Origin of the sequence: Paenibacillus sp. BIHB 4019 (assembly GCF_002741035.1) — a bacterium.
Lineage (GTDB): Bacteria > Bacillota > Bacilli > Paenibacillales > Paenibacillaceae > Pristimantibacillus.
In genome coordinates this window covers 4,667,355-4,688,886 of sequence record NZ_CP016808.1, presented here as the reverse complement: position 1 = coordinate 4,688,886, position 21,532 = coordinate 4,667,355, and the positions used below count along the sequence as shown (strand labels likewise).

Here is a 21,532-nt window from a genome sequence, read left to right as displayed (position 1 = left end):
TGTTTATCATAGGGGGCATAACACTTTAGTTATGACAAACTCGCAGCTAACGATATTCATTAAAATTGCCGAAACCGGCAGCTTCACGAAAGCGGGACTTGAGCTGAATATGACGCAGCCCGCCGTGAGCCGGGCTATATCTACGCTTGAAACGGAGCTTGGCGTCGTGCTGCTCATACGCGATCGTCGAAATGGCGTCCTGCTAACGGATATCGGCAGGCGGCTGCTGACGATGTTTCGGGAAATTTTGAAATCCTATGAGCGGATTGAGCAGGAAATTTCCCGTGAAAAAGGGCTGGAGATCGGAACGATTCGCGTTGGCGCCTTCCCGGTTGCTTCCGCTTATTTCTTGCCCAAAATCATGCGGGCCATCGCCTACAAATATCCTCATCTCGAATTCGAGCTGCATGAAGGCACGATTGACGAGGTGAAGGAATGGCTCCATACACGCATCATTGATGTGGCTCTCATCATTCCGCCTGACGAAGCGTTTGAAACGATCCCTTTGTATAAGGAGCGGATGTATGCCGTTATGCGGGACGATCATCCTTTGGCCGGCAATGAAGTAATTTCGGTTAAGGATATTAGCGGCAATCCGCTCATTAACTGCAAATCAGGCTATGAGACGCCTATAGTGGAGCTGTTTCAGCGTGCCGAAACGGAGCTGGAAATTAAATTCATCATTAAAAATGTCAATACGCTGCTCAGCATGGTACAGGAAGGACTCGGCATGTCCATTTTGTCAGAGCTAGCGATGCAATCGCTGCCGCCAAATGTGATTAAGCTCGAACTTTCACCCGAAGGCTACCGGGAAATTCGGCTTGCCGTGCCGTCGCTTGAGGAAGCGTCGCTTGCGGTTAAGCTGTTTATAGAGACGGCGCTTGAGCTGTTCGCCCCAGCGGCACGGCGCGTGTAGATCGCGCTGCCGATTTTGAAGGCGATGCTCGTTTCGCGGGTACGCCGCAGTAAAAAAGCTTTATTTTTCAAGACGTTTCCGCCATGAAAAATAAAGCTTGCTCGACTTGCACTTGCTCCTGCACGATTAGCCGCACTTTAAAGCTTCAGCGCCTTGCGCTTAGCGGCCAGCTCGCTGAATTTCAACTCCAGCGCTGCCTTCTCCTCGGCTGAACGCTGCGGCAGCGACAGCCGCGCCAACGTCTCGGCGAACTCTTGCTCCAGCTTCAGCCGAAGCTCCTCCCGCTCCACGCTCGCTTGCGCTGCCCATGTTCCTGCAGCTGCCGGGTTGCCGGCAGCTGCGCAGCCATAGTCAGGCGCTTCGTTCTCGCTAAAGCGCCATTCCCCGTCACCGAGCAGTTGCAGGATATGTGTCGCCGCCCCGCTAACCAAGCGCCGATCATGCGATGCAAATATAATCGTGCCGGGGTAAGCTCGAAGCGTCTCTTCCAGCTGCTCGCGGGCGTAAATGTCCAAATAATTGGAAGGTTCATCGAGCAGCAGCGTATTATGCCGCCCCAGCAGCAGTTTCGCAAGCGCCGCCTTCACCCGTTCGCCGCCGCTGAGCAGCGCCACCTGCTTAAACACATCCTCGCCCTTGAACAAGGTTCTCGCCAACACGGTCCGCACATGCGCATCGGGATAGACGGCTGATGCCAGCACGTTTTGCAAAACGTTTTTGGATTCATCCAGCAGCGATAAATTTTGGCGAAAATAGCCCATTCGGCAAGACGGTGCGGCTGAAACCCCTTCCGCTTGCTCGTAAATGCTTTGAAGCAGCGTCGTTTTGCCCGCCCCATTGCCGCCTACAAGCGCGATGCGCATGCCTGGCTTTATTTGAACGGACAGCTCGCGGAACAGCCAGCGGTCCTCTGATAGCCCTGCCTCCAGCTGCTCCAGCCGCAGCAGATGCTTGCTGCGGCAAGGCTCATGCGCCTGCGCATTGAATAAAGGCATTTCCAGCTCTGCCGGCCTCCGCTTCACCTCCAGCCGCTCCAAGCGGCTTTCCAGCGCATCCGCCGCCTTGTTCAGCTTCGCTTGCGAGCTGCGCATCCCTTCAAGCCCAAGATTCGCCTCCTTATAGCTCATTCGCTTCGGCTTGTGGCTGATGCCCTGCGCCGACTGGCGCACTTTGGCGAGCGAATCCAGCAGACGGCTTCTCTCCTTGGCATACTGCTCATATTCAAAAGCGGCGCGGGCCCGCTTCGCTTCCTTTTCCCGCTTGTAAGCCGAATAATTGCCTTTGAAAATAAGGATTTCTCCATCCTCCAGCTCGATGATCGAGGTACATACATGGTCCAGCAGCTCGCGGTCATGGGAAACGAAGATGACGGCTCCCGGATACGCGGTGAAGGCCTCTTCCAGCTGGCGAATGCCTGCCGCATCCAAATGGCTCGTCGGCTCATCCGCAAACAATATTTCCGCTCCGCTTGCGAACAGCTCAGCTATCGCCGTCCTCGTCTTCTCGCCTCCGCTGCCAAATGCTTTCGCTTCCCCCGCATCCAGCGCCTGCCAGCGGCTGGTGTTCTCTCCTTCGCTGTGGCGGGAGCGGAGAATAGCTCCCTCTTGCAGCTCATGCTCGCCGCTGAGCACACCCGAGAGCTGCTGCCCTGCTTGATCATCTGCCGCTGCCTCGCCCCGATAGCCCGCTGCCTGACGCAGCTCGGCAGAAGAGCCGCTGCGGGTCACTGTGCCTTTATCCGGCTCCAGCCTGCCCGCCAGCACAGCCAGCAGCGTCGATTTGCCCGCTCCATTAACGCCAATAATGCCGACGCGATCGCGAGCTCCCAGCTCCCATACACCATCCAGCCTGCCTAACAATCGATCCTGTACGGCTATTTCTATATGCTTAACCTCTAATTTTCCCATAAAAAAACCTCCACAGCTCGAATAAGTGTCGATCTGAAGAGGATTATTCGCCAATTATAGCCATTTCCGAAAAAGCATGCAGCTATCCCTGTTCAGGTATAGCAGCAAACAAGCGCGTCAAGGAGAAACGGCTGTCACCGTCCTCTGGCGGCAATGCTGCCGTTTCGAGGGTGAAATATAAGCCCATTATAAGTGTAGAACTTATAAAAGCTTATATTTTTAAAAACGCGAGCGAAACGTACAAGGAATGTCCGGAAATGGGCGCAATAATCCTATCTTCAGAAAATGAACTTTTGATCCATCATAAGTTGTCATTTATAAGCTTCTGAACGAATAGGTTATTTTCTCATGATCCTCGGACACCGTTCCCTCTCTCGCGGGGCGCTGATTTTAATTCCCCATCATTATAAAATAATTAGCTTGCAAGCGTCAATCTTCGTTCCACTCCCTGCGTTCCTTCTTGGGAACAACAGCAGGCGGGCGCAGGCAGTTGCAGCAGCGTTCAACAGACAGGGCTTCCATCGCCCTGCCCCGCTATTTTACAATAGCTATGGCTAGTCCATCATAGCCGGGCAGCACTGTGCTAAGCAGCCGCTCGTCATTTGCAATTCGCTCATTAAACGCCCTCACGGCTTGAATAGCCGGGCCAACTCTGGCCATATTCATAGTCCGCCCACGCAAAAACACATTGTCGCCTACGATAACGGCTCCTGGCGTCGCTAAGGCGAGCGCATATTCCAAATAGACGGGATAACCTTCCTTATCCGCATCGATAAAGAAAAAATCAAACTGCCGACCTTCTGCTTTTAGCTGCTCCATGCTCGCTTTGCCATCGCCGATTTTGAACGTGACGGCCTGTCCGTAGCCCGCTGCCTCCACATTGCCGCGCGCGACCTCCGCGTATTCCGCTTTGAGCTCAAGCGACGTCAGCCGCCCGCCTTCTCCCGCTCCCCGCAGCAGGCAAATACCGCTGTAGCCGCCAAGCGCCCCAACTTCGAGCAGCTGCTTCGCCCCTGACATGGCGACCAGCATCGTCAGCAGCCGGCCGTAGCCATCAGCGACAGAAATGTCCGGCATCCCGTTTGCAGCAAGGGTTTCGCGCACACGGATCAGGTCCAAATCTTCCTTATATAAGCTGTCTGCATATTGTTCATTTTCGATCGACATTTTTTTACTCATCCTTTCATTTGTCAAAACAAGCTGCGTTTACTATACTTGATTGTATGATTTTGACCGTGAGGATTCAACTGCGCTTTACATACGAAGGAGAGAGTGACACGAATGACAACGAAAATTGAATTGATCGCAACGACGCCGATGGGCCTTGAGGCGATTGTCGCACGCGAGCTCAAGGAGCTTGGCTATACCGACTTGACAGTAGAAAATGGACGCATTACTTTCCCGGCTGAACCGATCGATATTTGCCGCACCAACTTATGGCTGCGCTCGGCAGGACGGATTCTGGTCAAGATGGGCGAATTTCAGGCGACCACCTTCGAGGAGCTGTTCGAAGGCACGAAGGCGCTGAACTGGCCTGATTGGATTCCCGGAGATGGCGAATTTCCGGTGGACGGACGTTCCCATAAGTCGCAGCTGTCCAGCGTCCCTGCCTGCCAGAGCGTCGTGAAGAAGGCAGTCGTAGAAAAAATGAAAGAGCGCTACGCAACCGAGTGGTTTCCGGAAAATGAAGGCCGCTACGTCATCGAAGTTACGCTGCTTAATGATCGCGCGCAGCTGACACTTGATACGACAGGCGCTGGCCTGCATAAGCGCGGCTATCGCAATGTGGCGACAGAAGCGCCGCTGCGCGAGACGATGGCAGCTGCGCTGCTGCAAATTAGCCGCTGGCAGCCGGAGCGCCCGCTCTATGACCCGTTCTGCGGGTCGGGCACCATTCTGATTGAGGCCGCTATGCTGGCGTGGAACGTCGCTCCAGGGCTGCGCCGCTCCTTCAACAGCGAGGGCTGGCCGCTAGTGCCGGACCAGCTGTGGGAAACGGCGCGTGAAGAAGCCTTTGATGCGGTGAAGGATGATGTGGCGCTGCAAATTGCCGGATCGGATATTGACCCCGGCGCCATCGAAATCGCGACAGCCAATATTAAGAAAGCCGGCTTCGGCAAAGACATTAAGCTGAGCGTCATGCCAGCTGCGAAAATTAAGCCCGAGGGCGAATACGGCGTCATCGTGACCAACCCGCCATACGGGGAGCGACTCGGCGATGATCGCGAGGCGGAAGCGGCGCTGCGCCAGTTCGGCATGTCGGCGCTCCATTTGCCGACCTGGTCATTTTTCGCTTTTACGCCTGTTGCTGCTATCGAGCATTATATGGGCCGTCCTGCCGACAAGAAACGCAAGCTGTTCAACGGGCGGATTGAATGCAACTATTACCAGTTTTTCGGACCAGGCGGCCTATATGCAAACCGCAAATCCCAATCATCAGAAAAATAATAAATAGAGAAATAGAATCGCTTTTTGGGAGAGGAAAGGGACTCTAAGAGAGGGACTTTCAATTCATGCAACAAAAAAGATACAAGGCTCTAGCCAACAGCTTGCAAGCAGCAGCCCGCTGGGGACGGCGTCCCTATGGCGCGGAACTGCTGCTTTTTTTCGGAGTGCTGCTGCTTAAGCTGTATGCCTTTGATTTATTTATAGCTGTGCCCAATATGAAAATGAACGTCTATGATGTCAAAATCGCCATCGGCACCCTTGCGCTTTGCAGCTTCTGGACGCTGCTGCTGCCGCTGCGGGGCAGATTCATTGCGTTATTCGCAATGAATGCCCTGTTCTCGGCTATTTTGTATGCCGATTTAATTTATTATCGCTACTTCGAGGATTTGATTTCCGTGCCCGTTCTGCTGCAGGCCGGGCAGGTGGAGGCGCTTGGAGGCAGCATTGCTACGCTGCTGGAAGTGAAAGATTTTGTATTGCTGGCCGATATCCCGCTGCTGCTTGGTTATGCCGGTCTGCTGGCATGGAAGCGGCGCACTGCCAAACCAGCAGCCGTGTCTGTTGCTATGCCAGCTGCCACAAACGCTGTGGCCGCTTTACCCCAGCGCAGCAAGCAGCCGCATTGGCGAGCAAAAGCACCGCGTTTATTGTTAAGCCTCGCCCTGCTGACCATCGGATTAATGGTAACCTTTGGCGGCATTAACGATGCCAAGCGCACATGGGCAAAAGGATTATTCGAAAGCAATTGGTGGAATTTATCGCTTTATAATGTGACAGGCGCACTAGGCTTTCACGGCTATGATCTGTATCGCTATGCAGCGCTGCATTGGCTGAATGCAGAAGCCGTCTCTGCCGAGACGACATCACAGGTGCTCGCCTGGACGGAGCAATCCGGGCAATCGCGCGCCAAGCTGGAGCGGGACTTAAGCTTTGGCGCGTATAAAGGCAGCAATATTATTTTGGTACAAGCAGAAGCTTTCCAAAACTTCATGATTGGCAAGTCGTTCAACGGCCAGGAAATAACGCCGAACATCAATAAGCTGGTCAAGAGCAGCGCCTATTTCAGCTCCTTTTATCACCAGACTGCGCAGGGCCGAACGTCGGACGCGGATTTTGCCAGCAATTGCTCGCTTCAGCCGCTCGCCAGCGGCTCGGTATTTATTCAATATGCCGGGAATGAATTTCAATGCTTGCCGCAGATGCTGCATAATAACGGCTACTACACTAGTGTATTTCATGCCTACGAAGGAAGCTTCTGGAACCGCAATACCATGTACGCGAATATGAAATACGATGCTTTTGTGAGCAAAAAACAATACGAGCTGGACGAGCCGATCGGCTGGTCGCTTGGAGATAAATCTTTTTTTCGCCAATCGCTTGACCAAATTGCCGAGCAGCCGCAGCCGTTTCATTCCTTTCTGATCACGCTGTCGAGCCATCATCCCTATCAAATTCCCGCAGCTGAACAAACGCTTTCGCTCGGCGAGCTAGAAGGCACGATAATGGGCGATTATTTGCAAGCGATCCATTACGTGGATGAAGCGCTTGGCGAGCTTATTGAACGGCTTCAGCAGGAAGGGCTTTGGGATCATACGATATTTGCCATGTATGGCGATCATGATAATTCGATCAGCGATTGGAGCTTGTTTGAAACGTTTCTGGGCAAGCCGTTAAATGAGCTGGAGCGGGAACAAATCGTTAAGCAGGTGCCGTTGCTCGTCCATTTGCCGGACGATCGTTATGCAGGCACCTATTCCTCGCCGAGCGGTCAGCTTGATGTCGCGCCAACGCTGCTGCATTTGCTTGGAATATCGTCAAGCGAGCTTGCAATGATTGGAACGCCGCTTATTACGGAAAGCATGCGTCAGCCGCAGCAAAACAGCAAGCTTGTTGTGCTGCGCAATGGCGCATTTACGAATGGCGGCGTTTATTATATCCCTTCCGCTGATGGGCTTGCCGAGCATGGCACATGCTGGAACGTTGCGGAACAATCACCTGGCGAACTGGCTCCATGCCTTAACCTGAGGGCTGACGCGCAAACTGAGCTGTCCATGTCGGACCTTCTGGTCATCCATAATTTAATCCCCGAGCTTTATGATAAAAGCATCGTTCGTGCCGGCAGCACCCAAGTAGCCGCTCGAAAATAAAGCAAATGCCCCATGACAGGCCGCAATACAAGCGGCGATGCATGGGGCATTTTTATGGGGCTGGCCTTTAAGCAGCTAGCCCCCGGTTTATTTTTACCCTGCGGTCAGGACTTCCCGTGGGTTTGCAGCCAGAGCAAAATATCGTCAATGGTCCTTACCGGCACGACAAGCAGCTCAGGCGCTGCGCTCTTCGCCTCCTGCTCAAGCTCTGCCGGTACGAAGAAAACATCGGCATCGGTCCGGCTCACCGCATAGGCCTTCTGCGGCACACCGCCGACGAGGCCCACCGAGCCATCCGGCTCTATCGTGCCGGTGCCGGCAACTTGCAGCCCATGTGTCACCCCGCCTGGCGTAAGCTGATCCAGAAGCGCCAGCGTGAGCATGGCGCCATGGGACGGCCCGCCGATATGGGCAATATACGAATAATAGCTGACAGGCCTTGGGGCATCCAGCTTCAGTTCGTTTTGCACCGAAATGCCGAATACGGCGCGCACAGGCAATTGATCGGTCGCAGCCGCCGCCGCTGTCTTCACCTCAAGCGTTAATTTTTCTGCTAACGTCCCTCTTTGAACACCGACTTGAACCGCTTCTCCCGGTACAACAAAGGCGGGATCTGCCATAATAGAGGTCAGTTCCGTCACACTCGCCACCCCCTTGCCATTCAAGCTGACGATTAAATCGCCAGGAGCGAGCGCGCCCTGAGCTATGGAATCCTTCGTCATGCCGATAATCCGGACCCCTGTCGTTGTTACGCCATTTCCTATGCCCGCCTTGCCCTCGGCAATCGCAGCGGCCACACTGTTCGCATCTGTTTTCATCGTCGAAACGAGTGTATAGGACTCTGACAAGGAAGGCTCGTTCTCAGGCTTGCGCTCAAACGAATATTCCGGCAGCACCAGGCTGTACAGCCAGTCCGCAGGCACTGCAGGCCGATCAAACACCAGCACGCCGCTAATGCTGCCTCCAGCGGCTCCTCCTTCGACATGGGCATAGCGGTTCATGTTCATCGTAAGGCCCGGATAAGTGACGATATAATTTGTCGGGTACACCAGTACAAAAGCAGCGGCTAGCCCAGAGCCCAGCATCCAAATAAAGGTTTTAGGCCAGCGGCCTCTCCGCTTCTCCATACTGCGGCGCGCAAGCAGCTCGCTCCAAACCATTTCAATACAAACAATCAGCAGCATGCCGCCGATGAGCGGCAGCGACAGTACTAACCTTTGCGGAAAAATAGCAATGCATCCGATAGCGGACACACCGAGCAGAGCGATGCCATATTGAACGACTGCAAGCAGACGCTCGAAACGAATCGTCGCAACGCGAGCAAAACCGCCGCTACGATTCACCCGCTCCACAATGCCCCGGCAGCCGCCAACCAGCCAGAGCAAAGGAATGAAAGCGAGCGCATAGAGCAGCCAGTTAATCATATCAATCCAAAGCAGGCCAGAAGCGGCCAGCTTAAGCGGAGCGGGGAGCCAGATTAGCTCGGCAGCTACAATGTACAGCAAGGCCAAAATCAATCCAGCGATATAATAGCGGAAACGACGCATGCTCACTCACCTCCTCAAATATGAAAGCATGAACGGGCACTGCCTTCAAAGAATGGCAATGCCCGCTCACGCTTCTATTGGCAAAAAAAGACCCAACAGATGTTGAGTCTCTTCCCTGCTGCCATATGTTGACTATCCTTTAATGTAACGTTTGGCCTTCTCAATGGCTTCATCTTCAGTAGCGCCTTTTATATAACGTCCATTAATAAAAATAAATGGCGACCTTGCGCAAGGCCCGCAATAGGATTTGCAGCCAACCCGAATTTCCGCATCGGGCGCTAGCTTTTGCAGCTTTGGCACCAGCGTCTTAACCTGATAAAACCTGCATTTATCACATACCATTATATCATTTGCCATTATTGTTAGTCCTACTTCCGTATTGTCTTCGGTCTCACGGCCTGTTAGTGGTCGCCGTGATTGCCTTGGGAAGGGTTCGTAATGGCAAAGCCTTCTTCCGGCACATAGAAGTAGTCAATGCGAATGCCGTCCAGAAATTTGTTGTCCTTCTCCAAAATAACATCGATATCTTTATCTGTGGAAACGACAACATCCTTATCCGTCGGATCATCGATGCCCATGCCATAGTGCGCATGGTCGCCGTGCGAATGCGTCACATATACGCGAAGTTTCTTGCCTTCATTCTCAGGCTTGTCCAGCTCAAGCTTCAATATTTTTGCCGCATTGCGCGAAATTTTGACTGTCATCATCACTTAAACACTCCTTCATTTGTCTAACCAGCAATTAGAAAAAAATTTTAACTTATCCTATTATACTTGTTCTCGGTTCTGCGGGCAAACCATTCTGCAACAATCATTGTCACGGCTATATCATCAAACGGCAAATAGGGCAATGCGTCAGGCAAAACCCAATACAGCAGCACCGGGACAAGAAACAACAGCTTGTCTTTCCAGGAAACCTCCTTGGAGCGAAGCAGTTGAAAAATTCGGCTGAACGTGCGCTGCCAATGCCGGAGCGATAAAAATTTCCGCATGTCATTCGCCGCCTTTCATTGTTATTTTTCGCCTTCATTATAGCATAATCATCTCTGCTGCAAAGCTGGACTAAAGACGGGCACTCCTCTTCCTCCATCCCGTTCAACCAGCAATAGCCGCAGGAAATCGAAGCTGCGCTTCATTTCCTGCGGCTATTTGCGCTCTGCTTTGCACACAGCGTTTACATTAGAAAGTGGCTAAAGCTCCCGTTCCCGGTGAAGCGACAACGCCTCCACGAGAAGCGGCTTCACCGCCTCATAGATGGCGGGAAGCTGCTGAGGCGGCAGCGGGTTTTCTCCCCGTCCCGCTTCAATCGTAAAGCCTGGCCTTCTAAATCGCTGGATAAACCAATCTTTATAGCCGGCATCGCTGCCTGTCAGCTTCACTGGCTTATAACCGCTGACGAGGGCTAGCCGCTCCGCAAGCTGCTCCGATTCCTTTGGCTCATAGCCGCGATAGTTCCAATAAATTTCCTCTCCCTGCGTGTGCAGGGCGACGGTCAAATCAAATCGCTGCGCTGTCGTTAAATTCGCTATCGCCATCGCTTCTGGCTCACTTAACGGATAAGGGCCCGGATAATCGCGCGGACCAGGCCCATGAACTTCGCGCCGCTGGCACTCTTCCTCCCAATGTGCCGGAAACTGGTCATTCAAATCGACACCGCGCGCATTGGCTTTCCAATCGGCAAAGGACTCCCGGCCTTCATTCCATGCCATGAGCTGGGAATAGAACGGGTGGGTAGGCAGCGCCCCTTCCTGCGCAAGCTCCACACCATCCGGATTGACCATAGGCACGGCCCACAGCGTTGTCTCCTCATACAGCCGCGAAGACAGCTCGCCGCAGATCGAGCGGCCTTCAGCGCATGACGCGGCATAATCCCCTACAAATCGCATAAGCATAGCCGATGTAATCCATTCATTCGCATGAAAGGCCCCATTCATATGAATGCTTCTTGCACCCGTTCCGCAGCGCAGCGCAACAATGGGCTTGCCGAGCACGCTATGCCCAATCGTATGAACGGTGACAAATGGGTACGTTTGCGTCAGCTCGCGGCAGTTCGCGAGCAGCTCCTGATAACCGTATTTATTTTCCCATCCTTCATTAACCGTATTCCTCACCTCGCTCCAAAATGGCCTCTCCTGAATTATATTCGGCAAAAAAGCCTCCCATGCCACTTGCCAGCGGCTTGAGAAGCTTTTTCGAAGGATGAGAAATGTGCTGCGCAAAAAACGGATAGAGCCGTTATCCGATCGTTGGCACCTGCCATACGACCGGCGTCAGCTCAATTTGTTCGCCAAGCCATTGCTGGGCAATGGCTTTAAACATTAAGGGGTCGCCACTGGAGAAAAACTGATGAACAGGCAGCACTTCGCCTCGGGAAAGCTCGCCCTTGTCATGAAGGATCGTACTAATATCGCGAGCCGTCTCGTCTGCGGAGCTGATCAGCTCTATGCGGGAGCCAACAACTTCAGCGATCGCTTCTGTCAAAAAAGGATAATGCGTACAGCCTAAAATAAGGCAATCCATCGGATATAGGCTCAGGTGGCCGATAGATCGGCGAATCGTCTCATACGTTTCGGTGGAACGAAAATTGCCCCGCTCCACAAGCGGAACAAATAAAGGACAAGCCTCGCTTATAACGCGTACGCTTGGCGACAGCTCCTTGAGTGCTTGTTCATAAGCGCCGCTTCTTATTGTTCCCTCTGTGCCAATAACACCAATACAACCCGTCTGGGTGCGCTTGATGGCCGCTCTTGCCCCGGGATTGATAACACCAATGACAGGTATGTTTACTCTAGAACGTATATCCTCCAGTGCAACCGCCGTAGCGGTGTTGCAAGCTATAATAATCATTTTCGGCCGAAACTGGATTAAATAATCGACAATTTCCCGTGTGAATTGAACGACTTCCTGCGAAGGACGAGGTCCATATGGTGTTCGAGCCGTATCGCCAAAATAAATAATTTTTTCACGCGGCAGTTGGCGCATGACTTCCTTGGCGACGGTAAGCCCGCCCACGCCTGAATCAAGTATGGCAATCGGTTGCTGCACAAACACACCGCTTTCTTAAACGTATTGTAGTCGCTCATGAGGAGAATAAGACATCAATAGCATATGTTTTCAGCTATCAAAACGTACCTACATCTTATCTCAATTATGGACAGCCTACAAGAAATACGCTTAAGATGCGGCGCAATACGCAACCTAGGAAATATGTAGAGCAGCTGGCAAGGTGAAACGGCTGTCGCCATCCTTTGGCGGCAAAGTTACCGTTTCGCGTTGAAGTATAAGCTCATTATAAGTGTGCAACTTATACATGCATATATTTGTATAACAGGAAAGAGCCTGCTCCCAATTATGGCAGGCTCCATGCATGGTTGCTGCTCTATTCCTTATATAACGCAGCTTCACAGCGCGGTCGACGCACTATTTTTCAATCGCTTCCGCAGCTTCCGCTGCTACCGTTTCAGCTGTTCCCTCAGATGCCAGCTCCTCCGAGAGGTTTGCTGCTTCCACTGAGTCTTCTAGTTGCCCCAATTCTCCAGCAGCCTCCGTCGTTAATTGAGGCCCGCCTTTTCTCCATGTACGCGCGCTGCTAATGAGAGCCTCTGCTCCATCCTTGGCACAATCCGCGATGTGTACCGCTTTATCGCCCAGCTGTCTTGCCGCCCTAGTCGTTTTCTCGCCGCACTGCTCAACTGCTCTAACCGTTTTTTCGCTCAAATCTTGAACGCCGCCTGCTATATCCTCACGCAACTCCTTGCCTGCTTTTGGAGCAAGAAGCAGCGCTGTAACGGTTCCTGCAACCGTACCTGCCAATGCCCCCAACAAAAATCCTTTCGTTTGCTTCTGCTTTGCCATACGATTCGCTCCCTTCATTATTGCGGCGCATTCCGCCATTTTCGCGCCGTTATTGCTTTCAGCTATTATGCTTGCGCTTAGTTTGCCAAAGCTGCCACGCCAGCATACCTAGCTCTGCCCATTCCATCGCTTCTTTTGCCTTATTTCTCGTGTCAGCCTTCGCTATATGCTCGGCAGCGGATTCGGACAACAGCGAGGAGACTCGGCTAACGGTTTCTGTCGTTTGCTCGATCGTCTCGCCAATTTGCCCTGCCGCTGAGAACAAGGATTGGACATTTTGCAGCTGCTGGTGCACCAGCAGGAGGGATTGCTTCGCCGGCTCCATTAAAGCGACTGTCTCAGCCGCTGTAAGCTGCAGCTGTCCCCTCAGCTCGTCGGCGCTTGTGCGCAAGCTTTCGAGCTGAATCAGCCCTTTGCGCAAGCCAAGCAATACGCCCACCACTAACCCAATAAAGGCTAATGTAGCTGCAATCGCGCATCCCGCTATAAGGTTCATCGCCCGTTCACCTCCCGTTGTAAACCAGAGCAGGGCATCTGCCCATTTCGTAATGCCATTATAAGCAGCATGGGCTTGTCTTGACACAACGGCATGCAAAAAAACCGATGGCTAGAGCAAGGTCAAATGACCTGCCTGTCCATCGGTTTATCCCTTAAACGTATATAGACCCTATATTAACCTATACGGCACTTATTTTGTACGTGCACTTGGTTCCGCCTTTAGCGAGGCATTCGGTCCGCTCTACCTCTGCATGAAGCAGCGACTGAAATAACGTCAGCTCACAGCTGCAAGCCTGCTGGTATTGATTCGCTACCTGCGCGATTGGGCAGTTATACTCATTTAATACAAAATGCCCCTCGCCTGCCGGCTCGACCTCAACCATATAACCTCCGGCATTTTGAATAGCTGCAAGCTCCAGCACCTTCTGCTCCAGTGCTTTGCCCGCCATGCGCGGAGCATAACGCTCCAGCAGCTTCTGCTTGCGGCCTTCAAACATGCGGGTAATAAGGCCTGCTGTAGCTGCCTCGTCTGCCAGCTCTCCGAGTAAATCAAGCGCCAGCGTATGGTAGTTTTTTGGAAAACGGTCATCCGCGTGCGAGGTAAGCTCGTATCGATGCAGCGGTCTTCCCATTGCCTGCTTGACCATCACAATTTGTATAGCTTGTTCCTCTTCAAGTGCGTACATATGCCGCCTGACGGCCATTTCAGTCAGCGCAAGCTCGCTTGCAAGCTGCGCGGCATTCATAGAGCCATTCATCTTGAGCAAATGCAAAATGCGCTGACGCGTAGAGCCTGGAGACGTTCTCTTATCCGGCGCAGGACCGGCGCTTCGTTGATTTTGCTGCTTCATCCTATCGCCACCTTCGAACGCTTGTTACAGGTATTGTAACATATTCTAAAAGTATGGTGTGTACGATTCGGTTTAAACTTTTCCCTCAAAATCAACCAGCTCGCGCTCCAGATAAAGCTCCACTTCCTGTTTGAAGCGCAGCAATTGCGGTGCAAGCTGACTGGTTAGCGGATGCAGCTCGCCGCGCTGCCATTCATAATATTGCTGAACGAGCGGCCTGCGCAGCTGTACCAATTGCTTGAACGTCGGCAGCAGCTCTGCGGAAAATACGCCTTCCGCTCCAGTCACATCCACAATATCCTCATAACTGCTCGCATCGCGCATCATAAATCCGTCAATAAGATAGCTGCCGACATCGGTAACGGTTTCAACTGCAAGATGCAGCGCCCGCTCCTGTGCCAGTCCTTGCAGCATGCTGCCATTCCACTCGGCTGCAATGGAGGTCAGTGCCTCAGAAATATCAGGAATTGCATTAAGCCTCACCGCAATTTGTTCGCGATTCACGTAATACATACCGCTACGCCACCTTTATCGTTACTTCTTTTTTTTGGCCTTGCGCTTGAGCACAGCGACCATAATAATGCTGCTGGCAATAATGACGAACAAATACGTCATTATTTGATATACGTCTTCTCCCATTGCCATTAACGTCCTCTCTTAAGGCTGGCGTATCTTGAAGACTGGGACGAAAGAAAGTACCGCTAATTTATCGACAAAGCTCCCAAAGCCGTGGAGAATTTGCCAACAAAAGCGGGTACTATTTTCCTCGCAGCTCCTTAGCTTTCAAAATCGATGCTTACAGACGCTTCGCGAACCTGGGTCATATGCTCAATTACTTTCTGGTGCACCGGATGTACCTGATAAGCCGCCAATGCATCAAGCGATTCGAAAGTTGTAATCAGGCCAATATCATAAGAACGTTCGGAATGCAGGACGTCCAGTCCAACCGTAATCGATTTTAATTCATCAATTTTACCTTCCATATTGCGAAGCACCTGTGCGGTCGTTTCCACGCTCTCGGCGCTGTTATCCTTTAGTTTAAACAAAACAATATGCGTAATCATTATCGTATTACTCCCTTCGACTAGTGGAATTGCTTAAACCCTTTTGTCACATAATAACCCAAGCAGCCGCAATCCGGCAACGTTAATCCGATGAGAGAGGACTGATTTAACATGCGTTATAAATTTACAGCGATCGCCGCCCTGATTGGACTGGCTTTATGCCTGTACAATTCTACCGGCTACGACCCGCATAATATGGTGTTCTTTATGTTCAGCGTCCCAGCCTGGTTCGTTGACCTGTTTATCGATGTTCACGAGGTAAGTGTGATGCTTATGTATGTACTTACTGTCGCTACATGGGCGCTGCTCGGATTGATTGCCGACGTCATCGTGTACCGAACCTCGTCCAGAACGCGTTATCGCGCCTAGCGTAAACGGCCGAAAGTCCTCCTCCGGCGGCAAAGCTACCGTTTCGAGGGTGAAATATAAGCCAATTATAGGGGGAAAACTTATACATGCTTATATTTTTAAAAAGAGGAGCCAGCCGGCTCCTCTTCTTGTTTATAAAACCTATGTGCAGAAAGCGCCGCAAAGCACCTGCTCTTTTTAATGAAAAATTCGTTTATTAAGCCGCTTCTACAATTAGCTTCGTCTTCATCTCCATATGACCCGTACCGCATGGAACGGAGCAATGCATCACATATTCGCCCGGCTTGTCGAACTCAATATTTGCTTCCAGCTTCTCGCCTTCAAGATCAACATTCAGCTCATCAATTTGCAAACCGTGAATACCGCTTTTGTTTTTCAGACGAAGAATGACCTTGTCTCCAACCTTCACTTTATATTCCGGTTGATCGAAAGTGAAATCGGCGTTGGCTTGTACGTTAACTAGCACCGTTCCCTCTGGCAATGTAGCAGATTCATCCACTGGCTTTGGCGGCAAGCCTGCTGTTAGCAAATAAACACCTAGCAGTGATGCCGCTGTCATTAATACAAACATAATCCACTTATGCATTACAACGTACTCCCCTTTACTATCTAATGTTTACTTCTTATATTACATAAGATCGTCCTATGTACTCAAGCTTAAACTGATTAAGGGGAAAACTTTTTTGGTGATTATGACAAAATGATGAACTTTTCTCAATTGCCGCTAAAAGCAGCCAGGGTGTTGCTTGACATTTCATTTGTAAAGCAGTTCTTATTATTATCGACAATACGTTCGAAGCAGCTGCTCCGATTCCGAGCGAATATATCCCCATAGCAGAATGAAACGGTGGCGGTACCCTCGACAAATATACTGCGCCTCCAGCCCATCTTCACTTCGTTTCTCTTCAACCATTTCAATGCCCTTGCTTCTCAGCTGTTTACGAAGAGCAGCAAGCTCCAGCAACACACGGTCCTGCAAGCCAAGCAGCATCGTCTCATAAAGCTTAGGAAGCTTGGCTTCACTTGAATGAAGCACACGTATATCATGATCCAGAATCCGTACAATGATGCCAAGCAGCACATAACGCCTTGCCAGCACAAGCTCCTCCTCTCTCTGAATCGGTTGACGCCTCATAACTAGCACTCGCGCAGTCGGTTTCTCCAATGGCTTCATCAAAATAAACAGCCCCCTTCGCAATAAGAACACTTGTTCCTATTATATACAAAGTGAGCCGCTTTATACAAGTGCTACATGGATGAACATTTACTTATTTTTATCCTTTAAAATTTCAATCATTTGACGTATTTTATCCGGAAGCGGCAAACCCAATCTTCCGTAATTTTCAGTAATAGAGATCAGTTCATTGGCAATATAAAAATAAATAGCCGCTCCCATCGTCATATTATTAGCATCCAACAATAGATCTACACGGTGTGCGATGAGTATGACGAGCAGCATAAGCCCTTTGCGAGCAATTCCCCATGCTCCAAATGAACTGTTAAGGCCTCGACCCTCCTTTAAAGATGCTGACACTCCAGTCACATAATCAATAGCCATAACGACGATCAGTAGTGTAAGCGATTCCATCCATACACCAAAAGCGAATGTCACAATAGACCCCAAAAACGCACAAATGGAGCACAAATATACAAACCCAGGCATCAGGTATCCCCCTCTTCTCAATCCATACAATATCGTATGCTGAGAGATTCGGGATGGTCTGTTCATTCTATTAAATATGCGTTTAACTAAGAGGAACTCTTCCATCTGCCATCCTGATCTAATAGATTTTCCCTTTCTTAAACACCAACATGATGACGGCTGCCAGCGCCAAAAGCAAAATATTGGTCAAATCCCAGAAGGGCCAAATGGTTGCAAGCCCATTTATATACGGCATGTTGGGGCCAATTGCATAAGCAAGCCCGAACATTAGCAAGCCGAATGGAAATATTAATTCACGATGCTCCCGCAGGCCAAGAAACTGAGTGAAGCCATAGATAAAGGCAAAAGCATTAATTAGCATTTTCACATAGGTCGATACGATATAGCTGATGACCAGTACAGCCTCAACCCGTTCAATAAATCGGCCAATGCTAATTCTTTTCGCCATGGCGTACGCGGCATAGATTTGATGCTCTGTCATGTAATCGCCCAGTACAAGCAGCGACATAATAACGATCAGAAATAAGGAGAAGCTGGCTATCAGGGAAGCCAGCATAAAATCTCGGGTCCAGCTTTCTGCTTGCTTCATGGCAGGAAAGATCATAAAGAGGGTAACCATTTGGAAGAATGGAAAGGAGGTTGTATACAATATGCCTTTGCCATAGTCCGCTGCTTTGTGATGAAAAACAGGCAGCAAGTTGGAAAGGGTTGCTTCAGGAAGCAGCATAATGATGAACATAATAAACATCAATACAACGCCCACGATAAAAACCTCGCCCGATTTTGCGAAAACCGTCAGTCCAGCCCTCAAGGTAATGACAAGTAAAAGTGTAATCATTAGGACGGTAACCCGTGCTGGTGTTTCCGGCATCATCTGGGTCGTAACGAAGTCTCCGACAACTCTCAGTTGAACACCTACCGTATTAAAAAGCAAGTATAGGAAAAATAAGCTGCATAGGCCGCCCAGCCATTTTCCCAGCGCCTTCCGGTGGATTTCAATCAACGTAAGTCCCGGAAAAAGGCGGTAGCACTTATCTATAAACCAGACGACGACGAGCCCAGTAAACATGCTTAGCAAAGAGGGGATCCAGGCATCCGAGTCCAGAATAGAAGCAAGCAGGGTCGGAATAAACCAAAACATATCGCCCACAATGAAAAACAGCACGAATACAGCCATTTGTCTTGTGCTTATGCTTTCCTGCTTCGGCATGCTCTCGCCCCCTCGAATTATAATGCATTGAACCAACTTTCGACTGGCTTATAAATATACACAATAATGTTTAAAGGGCTGGGCAATCTGATTTGGTTGACAGCACATATGCTCAAAAAAGCCCCCCCCAGCAGCATAATTAAATAAACAGCGATTTCTTTCTTCCAGCCTTTTTTCGCCAGCTTCGGCAGCTCAAGGCATGCAATCGTTATGGCCAGAGCCGATATAAATAATATTCCAGCCACTTGGCCTCACTCATTTCTTCAAATAGTTTTGAAAGGCATCATTTGTCGTGCCAACCTTTGGAATCTGAAGCTCAATATCATATTCCAGCTTGACCTGTGGAAAAAGCTCATTCCAATCGTTCTTCCACTTCTCCCACTGCCGAGGCTTGTATTCATGAAACGTATTGCCGAAGCCAAATATGTCGGCATTATAGGTTTTCTGTACATGCTCAACTACTCCCTGAACGAGCTCTTGCAGCCTTTTCTCCCCGTTTTTTTCCAGCATTTTAATCGTTTCCGGTTTCGTTAAATCGATTTTGCATTCCACATCGGCAATCGATGCGACCTGCTTCATCTTCACCTTAATGACTGGCTTTCCGTCAATGACCTTTGGTGTAAGCTTCGTTTTACTGCGTATAACCTCCAATACAATGTAGCCTCCATCTGGACAGCTCTGATGGCCTACGGTGCTTTTCACGTTATCCATAATATAGTTGTAGCCTTTGCTGTAATTTTCATTGAGCCAACCGATAAGCTTGTCAGAATTAAAAACAGCAAGCCCGGTAATCCGGGTACGTGTTCGCGAATCAGCCTGCTGGATATTCGAAATACTTTCCCCTTCCCGGACGTTGCCTTCCAGCCGTACTCCGGTCAATACAGGGCTGACTCCGTCTGTAACAAGCTGTTCAATCAAGCGTTCGATCGTAACGGTTGTCGTGGGAGCCCATGTTTTGGCGGATGTATCCAGCGCATAAAATAAGTTTTCCGCCGGGATCTTCTCCAGCGACGTCAAAATTTTCAAAATTTGATTGGCCGGCGCTTTATGCGCAATCATTAAATAAAAATCCGTTCGTGCTTCCGGATTACGTGACAGCAGATCGAGAACATTGGCAATGCCTTCCTTAGCCAGCGTCTCTCCGATGATCAGCACCCGAATATGCGCAGAATATATTTTTCGCGAGCTCGTTTCCGTCAGTTTGCGGAATGCTTCAAATACGGTTGGCGCGGTCGCCTCATACATGGCTACTGGCGAGCGGCCTCCCCCGCCAGCCTTTGCTGACAGCTCGCTAGGAATAACAACCTGTACAGAAACGCGGTATTGATTGCCGATCTTGTCAATGGCCGTTCCCAGCTGAATGCCTAGCGTATCCAGCTCCCGCCGATTCCAGCAGCCGCTTACCACGGAAGCCGCAAGCGACCCTATCAGCAATAGCAAGAGCAGTTTGCCTGCTCGCCAAGTAATTCTGCTCATGCTTGATCCTCCTAAATGTTCGACTTGTTCCTTGGCCCTTGCCGCACCAAATTTTTCGCCGCGGTTGCAGCAGGGCGCGTTCGCATTTTCGTCCAAGGCAGCCGGAACAGCGTATCCTTCTGATTGCTCCATATGAATGGGGAAAACGACTGCATATAAGGAATACCGAACGATTGCAGACTATTCAAATGCAGGACGAGCAAAATATAGCCGAGCAAAATGCCGAACAGCCCAAAGGAAGCGGCAAGCCCCATTAAGACGAATCGAATCATCCGTACCGATATCGACATGCTTGTAGCTGGTATAACAAAGCTGGATATCGCTGTAATCGATACGATAATAACCATTGCCGCCGAGACGATGCCCGCATCTACAGCCGCCTGCCCTATGACGAGCGTACCGACGATCGAAACCGCTTGTCCAACGGTTTTTGGCATTCGCACGCCAGCTTCCCGCAATATTTCGAATGTGAGCTCCATCGCCAGCGCTTCAATAAAGGCCGGAAAGGGCACGCCCTCGCGCTGAGCCGCCAAATTTATAAGCAGGCTGGTTGGAAGCATTTCTTGATGGAAGGTCGTAATGGCGATATAAAGCGATGGAGCTAGCAGCGTGATCATAAAAGCAACAAACCGCAGCATCCTCAGCAAGGTGCTGATGTCCGCACGCTGATAATAATCTTCCGCTGATTGGAAAAATTGAATGAACAGCGCCGGCACCAGCAGCACAAAGGGCGTGCCATCTACCAATATCGCAACTCGGCCTTCCAGCAGCCCGCCAGCAATCGTATCGGGCCGTTCGGTATTGTAGATCGTAGCAAAGGGAGTCATTGCGGTATCCTGAATCAGCTCCTCAATATAACCGCTCTCCAAAATGCCGTCGATATTGATTTCACCAAGCCGCTTTCTCACTTCCTCGACGATCTTCTCATCTGCTATATTGCGAAGGTACATTATGGATACAGAGGTTTTCGTAATCTGGCCTATTTCCATGCCTTCTGTCCACAGCTGCGGGTCCTTGATTTTCCGCCGGATGAGTGCTCGATTGGTCACAATATTTTCAGTAAAAGCTTCCATTGGGCCCCTAACGACAACCTGTGAGGTCGGCTCGCTGACGTTGCGATCCTTCCATCCCTCTGCGGCTACACAAATTGCTTCTGGACAATCTTCCAATAATAAAACAGCCCAGCCAGATAGCAGTTGATAAAATAACGGGTCCCATTCGCTGATCGTAACGGCTTCACCTACCGCCAGCACCGCATTTTTCAAATATAATAGCCTATTGCCGTTTTTGCGGTTCGCCGTTTGCTCCTCGGACATAAAATAATCCAGGATGACATGATGAATGACAGTGGAATCCGTTAAGCCATCCATATAAACAAGCGCTGCTTGCATCCCATTATCATTATTCATTTCTTTAATCACGAGATCCTGGCTATTGCCAAGGCTTGCTCTGATGAACGAGAGATTGCTCATTAATTTACGATCCAGCCGCTTGTCCACAGAAACGCTCATCTAGAATCCGCCTCCCAAACCTGCACATAATTGCATATATTGTCCAACCGGACTTCTAATTATGCCTTGGA

The 21,532-nt window shown here is 50.5% G+C and carries 23 protein-coding genes; 4 read left to right on the top strand and 19 right to left on the bottom strand.

Going from position 1 to position 21,532, the window contains the following annotated elements; genetic code table 11:
• The first annotated feature begins 31 nt into the window (after positions 1-31).
• The gene (locus BBD42_RS20305; protein ID WP_099519652.1) at positions 32-916 is read left to right on the top strand and encodes a LysR family transcriptional regulator; all 885 of its coding nucleotides are present in this window, start codon (positions 32-34) and stop codon (positions 914-916) included.
• A 137-nt stretch (positions 917-1,053) separates the two neighbouring features.
• Here the strand turns inward: BBD42_RS20305 and abc-f are convergent, their stop codons facing one another.
• Positions 1,054-2,823 (bottom strand): ribosomal protection-like ABC-F family protein, encoded by a 1,770-nt coding sequence (abc-f, locus tag BBD42_RS20300; protein ID WP_099519651.1) that lies wholly within the window; start codon positions 2,821-2,823, stop codon positions 1,054-1,056.
• Between the two features lie 534 nt (positions 2,824-3,357).
• Positions 3,358-3,990: an O-methyltransferase gene (locus tag BBD42_RS20295; protein ID WP_099519650.1), complete on the bottom strand. Its 633-nt coding sequence runs from the start codon at positions 3,988-3,990 to the stop codon at positions 3,358-3,360.
• A gap of 114 nt (positions 3,991-4,104) precedes the next feature.
• On the opposite strand from BBD42_RS20295, the gene BBD42_RS20290 reads away from it, so the two are divergent.
• Both BBD42_RS20290 and BBD42_RS20285 read left to right on the top strand, forming a co-directional pair.
• Complete coding sequence (locus tag BBD42_RS20290) at positions 4,105-5,271, top strand: THUMP domain-containing class I SAM-dependent RNA methyltransferase (protein ID WP_056029566.1); 1,167 nt, start codon at positions 4,105-4,107, stop codon at positions 5,269-5,271.
• A 65-nt stretch (positions 5,272-5,336) separates the two neighbouring features.
• The gene (locus BBD42_RS20285; RefSeq protein WP_099519649.1) at positions 5,337-7,418 is read left to right on the top strand and encodes an LTA synthase family protein; all 2,082 of its coding nucleotides are present in this window, start codon (positions 5,337-5,339) and stop codon (positions 7,416-7,418) included.
• 104 nt (positions 7,419-7,522) lie between these two features.
• On the opposite strand, the gene BBD42_RS20280 is transcribed toward BBD42_RS20285, so the two are convergent.
• From BBD42_RS20280 to BBD42_RS20230, 11 genes are all read right to left on the bottom strand, one after another.
• Entirely contained in the window at positions 7,523-8,965 is a 1,443-nt protein-coding gene (locus BBD42_RS20280) for a S16 family serine protease (RefSeq protein ID WP_099519648.1), read from the bottom strand.
• Positions 8,966-9,097: 132 nt separating this feature from the next.
• On the bottom strand, positions 9,098-9,322 hold the full coding sequence (locus BBD42_RS20275; RefSeq protein ID WP_056029575.1) for a YuzB family protein: 225 nt from the start codon (positions 9,320-9,322) through the stop codon (positions 9,098-9,100).
• A gap of 44 nt (positions 9,323-9,366) precedes the next feature.
• Positions 9,367-9,669 (bottom strand): hypothetical protein, encoded by a 303-nt coding sequence (locus BBD42_RS20270; protein ID WP_056032761.1) that lies wholly within the window; start codon positions 9,667-9,669, stop codon positions 9,367-9,369.
• Positions 9,670-9,719: 50 nt separating this feature from the next.
• A complete protein-coding gene (locus BBD42_RS20265) occupies positions 9,720-9,956 on the bottom strand; it encodes a hypothetical protein (RefSeq protein WP_056029577.1) in 237 nt (78 codons plus the stop codon).
• Positions 9,957-10,154: 198 nt separating this feature from the next.
• Positions 10,155-11,114: a M14 family metallopeptidase gene (locus BBD42_RS20260; protein WP_237163167.1), complete on the bottom strand. Its 960-nt coding sequence runs from the start codon at positions 11,112-11,114 to the stop codon at positions 10,155-10,157.
• Positions 11,115-11,199: 85 nt separating this feature from the next.
• On the bottom strand, positions 11,200-12,009 hold the full coding sequence (gene racE / locus BBD42_RS20255; RefSeq protein WP_099519646.1) for a glutamate racemase: 810 nt from the start codon (positions 12,007-12,009) through the stop codon (positions 11,200-11,202).
• Positions 12,010-12,384: 375 nt separating this feature from the next.
• A complete protein-coding gene (locus tag BBD42_RS20250) occupies positions 12,385-12,819 on the bottom strand; it encodes a YtxH domain-containing protein (protein WP_172455569.1) in 435 nt (144 codons plus the stop codon).
• A gap of 58 nt (positions 12,820-12,877) precedes the next feature.
• Positions 12,878-13,402, bottom strand: a complete 525-nt coding sequence (locus BBD42_RS20245) for a DUF948 domain-containing protein (protein WP_150131575.1) — start codon at positions 13,400-13,402, stop codon at positions 12,878-12,880.
• A gap of 94 nt (positions 13,403-13,496) precedes the next feature.
• On the bottom strand, positions 13,497-14,168 hold the full coding sequence (locus tag BBD42_RS20240; protein ID WP_099519643.1) for a helix-turn-helix transcriptional regulator: 672 nt from the start codon (positions 14,166-14,168) through the stop codon (positions 13,497-13,499).
• 72 nt (positions 14,169-14,240) lie between these two features.
• A complete protein-coding gene (locus BBD42_RS20235) occupies positions 14,241-14,681 on the bottom strand; it encodes a DUF86 domain-containing protein (RefSeq protein WP_099519642.1) in 441 nt (146 codons plus the stop codon).
• Positions 14,682-14,944: 263 nt separating this feature from the next.
• Positions 14,945-15,232, bottom strand: a complete 288-nt coding sequence (locus tag BBD42_RS20230; RefSeq protein WP_056029594.1) for a Dabb family protein — start codon at positions 15,230-15,232, stop codon at positions 14,945-14,947.
• Positions 15,233-15,343: 111 nt separating this feature from the next.
• Here BBD42_RS20230 and BBD42_RS20225 point away from each other — a divergent pair, with 111 nt between their 5' ends.
• Positions 15,344-15,601 (top strand): hypothetical protein, encoded by a 258-nt coding sequence (locus BBD42_RS20225; protein WP_056029597.1) that lies wholly within the window; start codon positions 15,344-15,346, stop codon positions 15,599-15,601.
• A gap of 196 nt (positions 15,602-15,797) precedes the next feature.
• Here the strand turns inward: BBD42_RS20225 and BBD42_RS20220 are convergent, their stop codons facing one another.
• The 6 genes from BBD42_RS20220 to BBD42_RS20190 all read right to left on the bottom strand — a co-directional run bounded on the left by BBD42_RS20220 (position 15,798) and on the right by BBD42_RS20190 (position 21,461).
• Positions 15,798-16,187: a cupredoxin domain-containing protein gene (locus BBD42_RS20220; RefSeq protein WP_099519641.1), complete on the bottom strand. Its 390-nt coding sequence runs from the start codon at positions 16,185-16,187 to the stop codon at positions 15,798-15,800.
• A 192-nt stretch (positions 16,188-16,379) separates the two neighbouring features.
• Complete coding sequence (locus tag BBD42_RS20215) at positions 16,380-16,775, bottom strand: YhjD family protein (RefSeq protein ID WP_237163545.1); 396 nt, start codon at positions 16,773-16,775, stop codon at positions 16,380-16,382.
• Positions 16,776-16,865: 90 nt separating this feature from the next.
• Positions 16,866-17,264, bottom strand: coding sequence for a phage holin family protein (locus BBD42_RS20210; protein ID WP_099519640.1), 399 nt, complete (start codon positions 17,262-17,264; stop codon positions 16,866-16,868).
• Positions 17,265-17,382: 118 nt separating this feature from the next.
• Positions 17,383-18,474, bottom strand: a complete 1,092-nt coding sequence (locus tag BBD42_RS20205) for a GerAB/ArcD/ProY family transporter (protein WP_099519639.1) — start codon at positions 18,472-18,474, stop codon at positions 17,383-17,385.
• 255 nt (positions 18,475-18,729) lie between these two features.
• Positions 18,730-19,950: a Ger(x)C family spore germination protein gene (locus BBD42_RS20195; RefSeq protein ID WP_099519637.1), complete on the bottom strand. Its 1,221-nt coding sequence runs from the start codon at positions 19,948-19,950 to the stop codon at positions 18,730-18,732.
• Between the two features lie 11 nt (positions 19,951-19,961).
• On the bottom strand, positions 19,962-21,461 hold the full coding sequence (locus tag BBD42_RS20190) for a spore germination protein (RefSeq protein ID WP_099519636.1): 1,500 nt from the start codon (positions 21,459-21,461) through the stop codon (positions 19,962-19,964).
• Between the last annotated feature and the right edge of the window lie 71 nt (positions 21,462-21,532).

Bases quoted from the DNA above. Each gene is read 5' to 3' on its own strand.
- BBD42_RS20305 (WP_099519652.1), top strand. From the start codon at position 32: ATGACAAACTCGCAGCTAACGATATTCATTAAAATTGCCGAAACCGGC.
- abc-f (WP_099519651.1), bottom strand. From the start codon at position 2,823: ATGGGAAAATTAGAGGTTAAGCATATAGAAATAGCCGTACAGGATCGA.
- BBD42_RS20295 (WP_099519650.1), bottom strand. From the start codon at position 3,990: ATGTCGATCGAAAATGAACAATATGCAGACAGCTTATATAAGGAAGAT.
- BBD42_RS20290 (WP_056029566.1), top strand. From the start codon at position 4,105: ATGACAACGAAAATTGAATTGATCGCAACGACGCCGATGGGCCTTGAG.
- BBD42_RS20285 (WP_099519649.1), top strand. From the start codon at position 5,337: ATGCAACAAAAAAGATACAAGGCTCTAGCCAACAGCTTGCAAGCAGCA.
- BBD42_RS20280 (WP_099519648.1), bottom strand. From the start codon at position 8,965: ATGCGTCGTTTCCGCTATTATATCGCTGGATTGATTTTGGCCTTGCTG.
- BBD42_RS20275 (WP_056029575.1), bottom strand. From the start codon at position 9,322: ATGGCAAATGATATAATGGTATGTGATAAATGCAGGTTTTATCAGGTT.
- BBD42_RS20270 (WP_056032761.1), bottom strand. From the start codon at position 9,669: ATGACAGTCAAAATTTCGCGCAATGCGGCAAAAATATTGAAGCTTGAG.
- BBD42_RS20265 (WP_056029577.1), bottom strand. From the start codon at position 9,956: ATGCGGAAATTTTTATCGCTCCGGCATTGGCAGCGCACGTTCAGCCGA.
- BBD42_RS20250 (WP_172455569.1), bottom strand. From the start codon at position 12,819: ATGGCAAAGCAGAAGCAAACGAAAGGATTTTTGTTGGGGGCATTGGCA.
- BBD42_RS20240 (WP_099519643.1), bottom strand. From the start codon at position 14,168: ATGAAGCAGCAAAATCAACGAAGCGCCGGTCCTGCGCCGGATAAGAGA.
- BBD42_RS20235 (WP_099519642.1), bottom strand. From the start codon at position 14,681: ATGTATTACGTGAATCGCGAACAAATTGCGGTGAGGCTTAATGCAATT.
- BBD42_RS20230 (WP_056029594.1), bottom strand. From the start codon at position 15,232: ATGATTACGCATATTGTTTTGTTTAAACTAAAGGATAACAGCGCCGAG.
- BBD42_RS20225 (WP_056029597.1), top strand. From the start codon at position 15,344: ATGCGTTATAAATTTACAGCGATCGCCGCCCTGATTGGACTGGCTTTA.
- BBD42_RS20220 (WP_099519641.1), bottom strand. From the start codon at position 16,187: ATGCATAAGTGGATTATGTTTGTATTAATGACAGCGGCATCACTGCTA.
- BBD42_RS20215 (WP_237163545.1), bottom strand. From the start codon at position 16,775: ATGAAGCCATTGGAGAAACCGACTGCGCGAGTGCTAGTTATGAGGCGT.
- BBD42_RS20210 (WP_099519640.1), bottom strand. From the start codon at position 17,264: ATGCCTGGGTTTGTATATTTGTGCTCCATTTGTGCGTTTTTGGGGTCT.
- BBD42_RS20205 (WP_099519639.1), bottom strand. From the start codon at position 18,474: ATGCCGAAGCAGGAAAGCATAAGCACAAGACAAATGGCTGTATTCGTG.
- BBD42_RS20195 (WP_099519637.1), bottom strand. From the start codon at position 19,950: ATGAGCAGAATTACTTGGCGAGCAGGCAAACTGCTCTTGCTATTGCTG.
- BBD42_RS20190 (WP_099519636.1), bottom strand. From the start codon at position 21,461: ATGAGCGTTTCTGTGGACAAGCGGCTGGATCGTAAATTAATGAGCAAT.